At 66.2% G+C, this 10391-nt stretch carries 11 protein-coding genes and 2 pseudogenes; 8 read left to right on the plus strand and 5 right to left on the minus strand.

Annotated elements, in window-relative coordinates; all coding sequences use genetic code 11:
- The 5 genes and pseudogenes from BN4348_RS39955 to BN4348_RS39975 form a co-directional block, all read left to right on the plus strand.
- Positions 1 to 642: pseudogene (locus tag BN4348_RS39955) on the plus strand (hypothetical protein); the annotation flags it as partial.
- 46 nt (positions 643 to 688) lie between these two features.
- Entirely contained in the window at positions 689 to 1729 is a 1041-nt protein-coding gene (locus BN4348_RS39960) for an NHL repeat-containing protein (protein WP_084454119.1), read from the plus strand.
- Positions 1730 to 1865: 136 nt separating this feature from the next.
- On the plus strand, positions 1866 to 2840 hold the full coding sequence (locus BN4348_RS39965) for an adenylate/guanylate cyclase domain-containing protein (RefSeq protein WP_235852707.1): 975 nt from the start codon (positions 1866 to 1868) through the stop codon (positions 2838 to 2840).
- A 59-nt stretch (positions 2841 to 2899) separates the two neighbouring features.
- Positions 2900 to 3376 (plus strand): hypothetical protein, encoded by a 477-nt coding sequence (locus BN4348_RS39970; protein ID WP_142308692.1) that lies wholly within the window; start codon positions 2900 to 2902, stop codon positions 3374 to 3376.
- Positions 3377 to 3501: 125 nt separating this feature from the next.
- Positions 3502 to 4113 (plus strand): PadR family transcriptional regulator, encoded by a 612-nt coding sequence (locus tag BN4348_RS39975; protein ID WP_235852870.1) that lies wholly within the window; start codon positions 3502 to 3504, stop codon positions 4111 to 4113.
- A gap of 49 nt (positions 4114 to 4162) precedes the next feature.
- On the opposite strand, the gene BN4348_RS39980 is transcribed toward BN4348_RS39975, so the two are convergent.
- Positions 4163 to 5869 (minus strand): 3-ketosteroid-delta-1-dehydrogenase, encoded by a 1707-nt coding sequence (locus tag BN4348_RS39980; RefSeq protein ID WP_084454121.1) that lies wholly within the window; start codon positions 5867 to 5869, stop codon positions 4163 to 4165.
- Between the two features lie 102 nt (positions 5870 to 5971).
- On the opposite strand from BN4348_RS39980, the gene BN4348_RS39985 reads away from it, so the two are divergent.
- From BN4348_RS39985 to BN4348_RS39995, 3 genes and pseudogenes are all read left to right on the plus strand, one after another.
- Entirely contained in the window at positions 5972 to 7114 is a 1143-nt protein-coding gene (locus BN4348_RS39985; RefSeq protein ID WP_066912111.1) for a Rieske 2Fe-2S domain-containing protein, read from the plus strand.
- Complete coding sequence (locus tag BN4348_RS39990) at positions 7114 to 7398, plus strand: ferredoxin (RefSeq protein WP_066912114.1); 285 nt, start codon at positions 7114 to 7116, stop codon at positions 7396 to 7398. Before BN4348_RS39985 ends, BN4348_RS39990 begins: the two co-directional genes overlap by 1 nt.
- 26 nt (positions 7399 to 7424) lie before the next feature.
- Positions 7425 to 7550: pseudogene (locus BN4348_RS39995) on the plus strand (short-chain dehydrogenase); the annotation flags it as partial.
- On the opposite strand, the gene BN4348_RS40000 reads toward BN4348_RS39995, so the two are convergent.
- From BN4348_RS40000 to BN4348_RS40015, 4 genes are all read right to left on the minus strand, one after another.
- Positions 7551 to 8333, minus strand: a complete 783-nt coding sequence (locus tag BN4348_RS40000) for an SDR family NAD(P)-dependent oxidoreductase (RefSeq protein WP_066912126.1) — start codon at positions 8331 to 8333, stop codon at positions 7551 to 7553.
- An 18-nt stretch (positions 8334 to 8351) separates the two neighbouring features.
- Positions 8352 to 8786, minus strand: coding sequence for a nuclear transport factor 2 family protein (locus BN4348_RS40005; protein ID WP_066912117.1), 435 nt, complete (start codon positions 8784 to 8786; stop codon positions 8352 to 8354).
- Positions 8783 to 9859: a hypothetical protein gene (locus tag BN4348_RS40010; protein ID WP_066912120.1), complete on the minus strand. Its 1077-nt coding sequence runs from the start codon at positions 9857 to 9859 to the stop codon at positions 8783 to 8785. The genes BN4348_RS40005 and BN4348_RS40010 overlap by 4 nt, the downstream gene beginning before the upstream one ends.
- A gap of 78 nt (positions 9860 to 9937) precedes the next feature.
- Positions 9938 to 10391: alpha/beta hydrolase fold domain-containing protein (locus BN4348_RS40015; RefSeq protein WP_142308796.1), on the minus strand; the 454-nt coding region annotated here is incomplete at its 5' end.

A 10391-nucleotide genomic window follows, 5' to 3' on the forward strand; every position in this document is an offset into this window, starting at 1 on the left:
GCCCGTTCGCCGATGCCGCCGCCTCCACCGCCCAATCTGCCGCCCCCGCCGGGATATTCACCGCCCGGAGGGCGGCCGGGCCCTGACGTGCCCACGCAGCAAGGCTCCCAACAGTGGCCGCCGCCGCCCCCCGGTACCCAAATTCCCGGCGCCGGCGCTCAAATGGCCTCGGACGGCCTCGCGACGGTGAAGGGCTTCGCCGGAAAAATGTCCGTCACCGCTTGGATCGTGCTCGGGGGGCTCGTCGTGACGGTCATCGCGACCTTCCTTCCGTTCGCGACCGAGAGCATCAAGCTGTTCGGTGAAACTCTCGGCTCACACGAGGTTCCGGCCAACGGCGCGGCGAAGTTCGTCGTCATCGTGCTGGTCGCCCTCGCCGTGTTCTTGGCGCTTCCGGCCTTATCGGGGTCCCAACTGGCTGCCGGGCGGCTCATCGGGCTCAGTGTGGTGGTCGGCCTGCTCGCTGTCCTGACGCTCGTCTGGTTCAACACGGTGTCCACGGAAAACAACAAGGGCGAGGGCGTCGTGGAACTCACGCCCGGGCTGGGCTTGATGTTGTACGGGGTCGCGGTCATCGTCACCGCGGTGGGCGTCGTGCGACTTTGGATCGAGCAATCGAAGTCACGGAAACAGTCGTACTAGGAGTACGCGAGGACCAATCCAACGCGGAACGGAATTAGGTGCGCCCATGAGTTCTCCCCGAAGTGCTCGTCAGCTGATCGGTGTCACCGGCGCCGTCGCGCTCATCGCCGCAACTGCGATGACCGCCGCCTGTACTGCCAAGGGCACCAACAATCCCGGAGCCGCCGGCACGACGGCGACGGCACCCACAGCGGCCACAGCGACTTCGGCCACGACTGGCCCGACCAGGTCGGGGCAATCTTCACCGTCAACGGGACAGCCTTCGACGGGTCCGGCCACGGGTTCGGCCGTCGTGCTGCCCTTCACCGGGCTGGACCGGCCCGTTGATGTCACGGTGGCACCGGGAACCGGCGCCGTCTTCGTCACCGATGGCGGCAACAACCGGGTGGTGAAAATGGCGGCAAACTCGGCCACGCAATCCGTACCGCCCTTCACCGGGCTCAATAACCCGGTCGGGGTCGCCGCCAACGGCGACGACATCTTTGTCAGTGATGCCAGCAACGCCCGGATGCTCTGGGCAAACACCCCCCGGACGACCCCGAGCGCGCCATGGCAGTCCGCCTCGAACGCCGAATGGGTGGGGCCCTTCACGGGCCTCAACTCCCCCCGTGGCGTTTTTCTGGTGATGGGCTCGGTGTTCTACGTCGTTGACAGCGGCAACAATCGGGTCCTGATGTGGCGGGAGGGGATCAACGCGCCGCAGGTGCTGGGCTTCACCGGTCTCAGCAACCCGGACAGCATCGCGGTCGACGACTTCTCCAACGTGTTCGTCTCCGACACCGGGAACAACCGGGTGATGCTGCTGAAGGGGGACGGCACGCAAAGCGCCCTGGCCTTCACCGGCCTCAACAGCCCGCAGGGTGTGGCCGTCTACTCCGGCGATGTCTACGTCGCCGACGGGGGTAACAACCGGGTGGTGAAGCTCAAGACCGACCGCACCACCAAGGCCACCACCCAGTCCATCCTGCCGATCAGTGGTCTGAAGAATCCGCGTGGTGTGGCACTGGACGGGCAGGGCGACCTCTACGTTGTCGACAGCGGCAACAACCGGGTGCTCAAGCTGGACAAAGCCTTTGCCGGGCAGTGACTTACGCCCTCACCTTTCGTGGACGACGACGCACCTGCCGCGTTCGGCGTGACGACGACGACCATTCCGGCGGCTGTGAGAACGGCCTGGGCGGCGGCAAAAATACGAGCGTCGAGGGCTAGTGGCGAGGTGAATGGTGGCGGCCTCTAGCAACACGCCCGGCGGGCAGCCCGACGAGGCGCTGGCGTACCTCGTCGTCGCGGACGGCGGCACCGAACGACCCGTCCCGATCTTTGATCAGCTATTCGTGGGCCGGGAGTGTGCGGGCATCAGCGATGCGCGCCGGCTCGTGATCGACGATCCCGAGATCTCCCGCACCCACCTGGAGATTCGGCTGGACGCCGCCGGCGATCAGGCTTTTGTGATCGACACCAGCAGTAACGGCACTCTGCTCAACGGCGTTCGTGTGGAACGCGCGGCCGCGCTGCCGATCAGACCCGGCGACGAGATCCGGATCGGCGACGTGGCGCTGACCTTCCGCTCACAGCGATTCACCGCCGTTCCCCGGGCCGCGCCGCTACGCACCCGGGAGCGCATCGGCAGGGCCGCCATGGTGATGGTGGTCGGGGACATCGTCAATTACTCGACGATCTCGCAGATGACGGACGAGGGCGTGATGGCGCGCGGCTTGCACACGCTGTGGCAGCGGCTGGGCGATGTCTTGCGTGGGCATCGCGGCACGCTCAGCTACTACGCGGGCGACGCGCTGTTCGCCGTGTGGGAGCTCGGCCGGTTTCCGGACGCCGGCGAGCTGGCGATCGACTTCGCGCTCGACGCGAATGTGCTGGTCGAGGAGCTGGGACCCGAACTGCCGCTGCGCGACCCGAAGGGGTCGCCGATCCGCATGGGCTGGGGTGTGGTGCAGGGGATGGTGGCGCTGGCCGCAATGACCAGATCGACCGACGCGGTCATCGGCGACGCGACCAACGTGGCGTTCCGGCTGTCCGGGCTCGCCGGCCGGGACGGGCGCGCCGCGGTGCTGGCGACCGCCGGCGTGCGCCGCTCCGTTGCCGAGCGGTACCTGTGGGGAGAAGGCGAACACGTCGAACTGAAAGGCCGCTCCGGAACGGAGACCGTGTTCGGGGTTCTTGCGCGCGCGCCCCGCCAGTAGCGCCCGACGACCCGCGGGCATCCAAGAATGTTCCAAGGCGCCAAAAGCATCCTTGGGGGGTGAGAAAGGCCGTGCGGGTCCTGGTCGGGACCGCCTGGGTGGCACTGAGTTGCTGCCCAATCGCGGGTGCCGATCCCATGCCGGACCACTACGTGAACGTCAGAACGCCCACACCGCCGATGCGCTGCGAGGTCTCCTCGGACGGCGGCGATGGAGAGGAACCCGTGGTCGTGTGCCAAACCGGCGGCTTCCCTCAGGCGCCCATGGATCCCGTCCCATACCCGGGATGGACGGGGGATCCGCGAGTACTGCACCAGGATCAGGCGATCATCCGCGCGTCCGGCCGATTCGATTGGCGGACCGCCAATCTCGGCCTGGCCCCGCCCGGTCAGCCGGATACCACACTGGTGGACGGTCAGACCTACGACGTTCAGGGCTGGAAGATCGTGGCCGCCACCGACGGCACGCGCTTCACCAACGGTGTCACCGGGCACGGCATGTTCATCGGCACGGACTACAGCGTGACCCCGTTCTGATGTCCCGGCCAGCGGTCCGCGGTACGGAATCTGGTGACCCGTGTTGTTACGCTGGCGGAGTGGACGAGACCAGCGAAAACCCGAACAAGGCGGCGCTTGCGGCCACCAGTTGGGCGCTGCTGGGCATGATGTCCTACGAAGAGGAAGTCTCCGGTTACGACCTCAAAAAGTGGATCGACTGGAGCGTCGATCTCTACTACTGGAGCCCGTCGTACAGCCAGATCTATACCGAGCTGAAGAAGCTCGAGGGCCTGGGGCTGGTCACGTCGCGCGTCGAGCGCGACGAGGGCACCCGGAGCCGCCGGCTGTACAAGATCACCCCGGCCGGGATGGATGCCATCACCGAGTGGACCAACCATGCGCCGGTCGATCCGCCCGTGCTCAAACATAGTGTGCTACTTCGGGTTACGTTCGGCCACCTCAGCAATCCGGCGCGGCTTAAGGAATTGCTGCAGGAGTATGTGGCGTATGCGGAAGCCCGGCATCGCAAGGCGGTCGAGGATGCGGACGGAGCGGAGATCGAACCCGCGTGGGCGTATTCGGTCATCGCGTTGCGCTGGGCCGCGAAGTACTACGCCGCCGAGCGAGAGTTCGCGCTCGAACTCATGAAAGAAATCGACGAGGCGGATGCGATCATGCAGAAAGCCGCGAAGGGCGGCTTCGGGAAACCGCGTCCCAAGCCTGGTTACTGGCGCGAGGTCGAGAAGCAGGTCCAGGCCAAGCGCGAAACGGACTAATCCCGATGGTGACGACCCGCTCGCGCGGGTGCCGCGCTTGCGGTCACCACTACCCAGCCGCATCCCGGGCCGCGATGTAGCCGTACACGAGTCCCTGCGCGATCGTCGCGCCCGCGCCCGGATAGGTTGTGCCGAAGGCGTTTGCGGCAGTATTGCCGATGGCGTACAACCCGGCGATCGCGGCGCCGTCTTCGCGCACCACGCGCGCTCGCTCGTCCGCGTTCAACCCCCCGCAGGTGCCTAAATCGCTGAGCACCATTTTCACGGCGTAGAAGGGTCCCTTCACCAGCGGACGCAGGTTGGGGTTCGGTTTGATCGTCGGGTCGCCGTAGTACCGGTCGTAGGCACTGCGGCCCCGGCCGAAGTCGGGATCCTCGCCGGCAGAGGAGTTTTGGTTGAAACGGGTCATCGTCTGGAGGAACTCCGAGACCGGGACTCCCATCTGCGCGCCCAGCTCACCGAGTCTGTCGGCGCGCACCGCGATGCCCGCGTCGTACCAACGCTCGGGGATCCGCATCCGTGGAAACAGTTCGGCACCAAAGACATAGCTGTTGCGATACTGCTGGTCGAAGACGATCCACATCGCTTCGACGGGATAGCCTGAGCGTTCCAGCTCGAGCACCCGCTGGCCGAACGACATGTAGTCCGCCGACTCGTTGGCGAACCGGCGGCCGTACTGGTCCACGATCAGGCAGCCGGGCAGCGACCGTTCCGCCAGCATCACCGCCGGCGCCTTGCCGGGCAGTGGCGCAATGGCGGGAAACCACCACGCCTGATCCATCAATCCGATGGCGGCGCCGAGTTCTTGCCCCGCCCGAATCCCGTCGCCGGTATTGGATTCGGCGCCCAGACTCAGGCCGGAGCCCAGTGACTCGGATTGGAACTTCCAGCGCATCTCCATGCTGTGGTCGAAGCCGCCGGTGGCCAGCACCACGCCGCGACGCGCGGTGATCGTCACCTCGCGCCCGCCGTGCTCCACGACCGCGCCGGTCACGCGTTCACCCTCGACTGAAGTGCTCAACAGACGCAACAGCGTCGTGTCGGTCCACACCGGGATCCTGGCGCGCAATACACCCGCGAACAACCCGGCCATCAGTCCCTGACCGCCCGCCGCATACCGACGGCCGACCAACCGGCCACCTACGCCCTGCGCCAGCCGCTTGCCGAACGTGGGAATGCCCTTGCGCGGCACCCGCGCCACCAGATTCATCCAGCGATAGTCGGCGCCCGTCGTGGGTATCGAGAAGCCGGCCTCCAACACGCCGGGTCGAAGCCGGGTGCGGTACTCGCCGAGAATCGAGGTGTCCAGCGGGTGACACTCACAGGTGCGGCCGGCCGCACTACCGCCGGGCTCCTCCGGGTGGTAGTCGGAGTAGTCGCGTGCCCAGAACAGCCGCAGCGGAGTGGTGCGGCGCAGCATCTCGACGGTCGCCGACACGTGCTCGACAAACGCAGCCGACCGCTGTCGCGGGGCCGACCCGGCGACCACCGAGTTCAGATAGGTGGCGGCGCGCTCGGCGGTGTCGTCGGCGCCGGCCTCGGCCAGCACCGGGCCGGCGGGCAGCCATAGTGCGCCGCCGGAACGGGCGGTCGAGCCCCCCAGGTAGGACGATTTCTCGACGATCAGCACCGAGAGCCCGAGCTCATGGCCGGCCAGCGCCGCCGCCATGCCGGTCCCCGAACCGACAACCAGTAGGTCTACGCAGGTGTCGGTCACCGGTAGTCCTGCGGGAATCGTCGTGCTGTGCGCGGTCACGCCTGAAACGCTAGGCCGGGGCGCGGTGGCCAAGGAAGAGCCTTCCTGATGAGTGGAACACGCCACCGCCACGAACCGGACTACGGGGGTTGAATGACGGCCATGACGTCGCAGCCCGAGGCCGACCAAGTTCGGCTCATCGAAGCGCAGGCCGCGCCCGCGCGGTTCGCCCGCGGCTGGCATTGCCTGGGCTTGATCAGAGATTTCGCTGATGGCAAGCCGCATGCGATCAACGCCTTCGGCCAGAAACTCGTGGTCTTCCGCGGCGCCGACGGCCAAATCAACGTGCTTGACGGCTATTGCCGCCATATGGGCGGCGATCTGTCGCAAGGTGAGGTCAAGGGCGACGAGATCGCGTGCCCGTTCCACGACTGGCGCTGGGGTGGCGACGGACGCTGCAAGCTGGTGCCGTACAGCAGGCGCACCCCAAAACTGGCCCGCACCCAGGCTTGGACCACCCAGTCACAGGACGGCATGTTGTTCGTGTGGAACGATCCCGAGCGCAAGCCACCGCCGCCGGAGGTGACGATCCCGCGCATCGAGGGTGCCACCAGCGACGAGTGGACGGACTGGCACTGGTACACCACCGTGGTGAACACCAACTGCCGCGAAATCATCGACAACGTCGTGGACATGGCGCACTTCTTCTACATCCACGGCTCCCTGCCCACATTTTTCAAGAACATCTTCGAAGGCCACGTTGCGACGCAGTACATGAACAGTGCGGGCCGCCCCGACCTCGGCGGCACCGAGGGTGCGCAGATGCTCGGTACGACGTCGGTGGCGTCCTACTGGGGGCCGTCCTTCATGATCGACGACCTGACCTATCACTACCCGGACGCCGACCACCACACGGTGCTCATCAATTGCCACTATCCGATCGACGCGAATTCCTTTGTGCTGCAATACGGCATCATCGTCAAGAAATCGGACGCGTTGCCCCACGACATGGCGATGCAGACCGCCATCAGTCTCGGTGACTTCGTCAAATTGGGTTTCGAGCAGGATGTGCAGATCTGGCGGCACAAGGCGCGCATCGACAACCCGCTGCTCGTCGAGGAGGACGGGCCGGTGTACCAGCTGCGTCGCTGGTATCAGCAGTTCTACGTGGACGCCGCCGACGTGCAGCCAGACATGGTGGACCGCTTCGAGTTCGAGCTCGACACCACCCGGCCCTACGAAGCCTGGATGAAAGAGGTCGAGGCCAATATGGCGGCCCCGGCCACCACCGCCGGCTCAGTCTGATGACGCTCGACGGGTCTGTCCGCGCGGACAACCGGCTCGACGAGATGCCGATGATGCCCGTCGCGTGCCGCAGCTGTGCTGCGCTCGTGCTGGCCCGCAAGAGCACCTGGAATCAGACCAGCGTGCAGTGGAACGCCGAGGCGACGGACCGATGCGTCGAGCGTCGCGAGGCCAACCGCCTCGCCGGTCACCACGGCGGGTTGTTCCTCGCGTGTTCGGCGTTGCGGGATTCGATCGAGGCCGCGGTCCGCGCCGGCGAACTGGCAATCGTCCAGGGCGACTAGGTAAGCGAGACAGACCCGATAAGGTTCAGACGCTGATCGGGGCCGAGACGGCCGACCGTTACGGCATCGTTGACGAAGGCGAGCGGCGGCCACCGGCACACCGGGACATGTTGGGTGCGCCGCGCACGCCGAGCGGCGTCGTGGTCAGATAATCAGGCGTGCGCCCCGCCGTCGATCCGTATTTCGGTGCCGGTGAGGAATGCGCCGTCGTCGGAGGCCACCATGGCGACCACCGCCGCCACCGAGCTTGGGTCGCCCAGGATTTCGTTCTCCCGGCCATGCAACAGCGGTGTCTGCTTCGCCCACAGGCCCAGGTCGTAACCATCGGGCATCTTGTCCAGCGTGTTCATCGCCAGCGCGGTGGCCACCCCGCCGGGCTGGATGTTGACCGCGCGCAACCCTTGCTTCGAGTACTCCAGCGCCAGCGCGTGCGTGAACGACAGCACCCCACCCTTGCTGGCCGCGTAGGCCGCCATGTAGGGGTGGGCGAACGACGCCGCGGTGGAGGTGAAGTTGACCACCACGCCGCGACCGGAGTCGAGCAGCGCCGGAAGCGCTTGGCGGGTCATCAGGAAGGTGCCCGTCAAGTTCACCGCCAAAGTGGCGTTCCAGTCGGCCAGCGTGTGCTCGTGGGTGTTGGCGCAGTGCTGGATGGCCGCCGCATTGACAAGAACATCGAGGCCACCGAACTTGGCAACGGACTCGGCGACCGCACATGTGACCGCTTCCTCAGAGGAGACATCTAACACGGCGGTGCTTAGCCGCTCCGCGGTGTCAGCCTCGTCCGCGGCCGCCGCGGTAGCTGCCAACCCCCGCTCATTGACGTCTAAGCCCATCACCGTGCCGCCTTCATCGAGCAGCCGGATCACCGTGGCCGCGCCGATGCCGGACCCTGCTCCGGTGACGACGATCCTGCGGTTGTCGAATCTCTGCATGTCGCGCCTTTCGTTCAATCAGCCTGGACGCAGTACGCCGATATCGCCGATCGAGATGCGAACATCGAAATGGCGGCTGATGATTCGCCATCCGCCGGGCGTTCTGACGTATTGGTCGTGGTAGCTGCCGATCGCCTCGTATGGCCTCAGGTGCATGCGGTCGCCGGAGCCGAGGTGAATGACTCGCGCTTGTGTGGAAGATTTGGCGTGGTCACCGTCAACGTCGATCTGATAGTTGCCGAGTAGGTGCTGTGAGGGCCCGCATCCACCCAAGAACGTGCGAATGGACGCGATGATTGCGCTGCGGCCTTCGATCAGGGACCCGTAGTGCCCCCTTGCCTCTGGATGGAACACCTCCTCGAGCCCCTGCCAGTGGCGATCGTCGAGGCAAGTTGCGTACCTGTTGAGAAGATTGACGATCGCGGTGCGATCACCGCAGCAACACGTCGTCACGCGAGCTGGAAGGCGCTGATCGGCGCCTCCTCGGGATAGCCGGTCGGGCCGCCGATGTCGTAGGCGGCGTTGAGCGCGTGGATGAACGCGGGGTCGTGCAGGGGCTGGCAAGGGATGTCGAGCTTGATGCCCTTGGAGGTGATGTCGTCGACCATGATGTCGATGGCCTTGTCGATGGTCAGATCGTCGGAGCCCTCCATGTTCTTCTTCAGCTCGTCGTAGTCGGCGAATACCTCGGCCGACCAGTGCACCAGGAACCGCAGTTGGTCGGTGTGGTGGCGGGCGATCACCTCGTCGCCGTTCTTCAGTAGCCAATGGTCACGGTCGGACGGGTCTCCCGCGAACACGGTGTCGAACGCCAGGCCGGCCGGAACCTGTTGGTCCAGCGGCCCATTGGCCTCGCCTCGGTGTACCATCATCTCGTTCTGCACCACCACGCCGCGGTTGAAGATCGGCGGGAGCACACGCCGCGGGGCCTTGAGCGGCCCTTCTGGCCAGTAGGTGAATCCGCTTGTGTCGTCCAGTGAGAACCACGTGATCACCTGTGCCATCTTGATCAGGTAGTCCTGGAAGAGTCCCGACTTGCCCATCACGCTGGTCAGCCAGGTCGGTGCGTTCTCGTGCCGCACGCCGCGGAAGCTCGGCGAATCCAGGTGCCCGGGGTCGCGGTTGGCGCACGGCCCATTGATGTTGAACAGCATCAGCTGCGGCTTGGCGTATTCGGCGCCCCAGTAGCTTTTGGCCATCTCCAGAAACCGCGCGTTGTAGAAGCAGTCGTGCAGCTGCGGATAGAGCGTGGCTCCGTAGTTGGCGAGGTAGCCCCGGAAGGTCGGGGTGAGAAACAGGTCCAGTGACGGGGTAAACCCCTCGGGGTAGACGCCGCTCATGGTCGCCATCAGTTCGTCGGCCGACGCGAAGTGCTGGGCGATGATCAGTTTCCACGGACCCTCGGTGCGCACCACGTCCAGCAGTCGCTCGCGTTGATCGTCGGTGTAGACGTTGTCGATCTCGCGGGGCGGTGCGGCCGGCCGCAGCACGTCGGATAGCTCCATCCGTCGCTGGTCGGTGAGCATCAGCTGTCTCCTTTGCAGTCGATTGATTGTGCGCAATCGCACCGCTTTGCGGTCGCCCGCTGTCCGGTGATTGGGACGTCAAAACCGCAGCGGATGGGCGAACTTGGCCCGCAGCAGCCCTCCGATCTCGGCGAGGGCCAGCCGGCCGCGCGCCGTCGCGTCAGGGCGCATCAGAAAGCCGTGGTACACGCCCGGATAGCGGGTGATGGTCGTCTGCACACCCGCGTCGCACAACCGGGCCGCGTACCGCTCACCCCAATCCCGGATCGGGTCGCAGCCCGCGGTCACCACGATCGCCGGCGGCAGCCCGGACAGGTCGGACGCGTACGCGGGAACCAGGTAGGGATCGCTGGGCGGCCCGGCGTCGCCGTCAGCGACTGCGTGCATGTAGTCGATGTCGTCGCGGGCGAGCAGCGGCGCGTCGGCGAGGGTGGCGATCGACGGGACGGTCATGTCGCGGTCGAGCCCCGGATACATCAGCACCTGCGCGCAGATCGCCGGCCCGGCGCGGTCGCGAGCGGCCAGCGCGACT

It is taken from the genome of Mycobacterium interjectum (genome assembly GCF_900078675.2).
GTDB classification, from domain to species: Bacteria; Actinomycetota; Actinomycetes; order Mycobacteriales; family Mycobacteriaceae; genus Mycobacterium; species Mycobacterium interjectum.

Bases quoted from the DNA above. Each gene is read 5' to 3' on its own strand.
- BN4348_RS39975 (WP_235852870.1), top strand. From the start codon at position 3,502: ATGATGTCCTACGAAGAGGAAGTCTCCGGTTACGACCTCAAAAAGTGG.
- BN4348_RS40000 (WP_066912126.1), bottom strand. From the start codon at position 8,333: ATGCAGAGATTCGACAACCGCAGGATCGTCGTCACCGGAGCAGGGTCC.
- BN4348_RS40010 (WP_066912120.1), bottom strand. From the start codon at position 9,859: ATGCTCACCGACCAGCGACGGATGGAGCTATCCGACGTGCTGCGGCCG.
- BN4348_RS39990 (WP_066912114.1), top strand. From the start codon at position 7,114: ATGACGCTCGACGGGTCTGTCCGCGCGGACAACCGGCTCGACGAGATG.
- BN4348_RS39985 (WP_066912111.1), top strand. From the start codon at position 5,972: ATGACGTCGCAGCCCGAGGCCGACCAAGTTCGGCTCATCGAAGCGCAG.
- BN4348_RS39960 (WP_084454119.1), top strand. From the start codon at position 689: ATGAGTTCTCCCCGAAGTGCTCGTCAGCTGATCGGTGTCACCGGCGCC.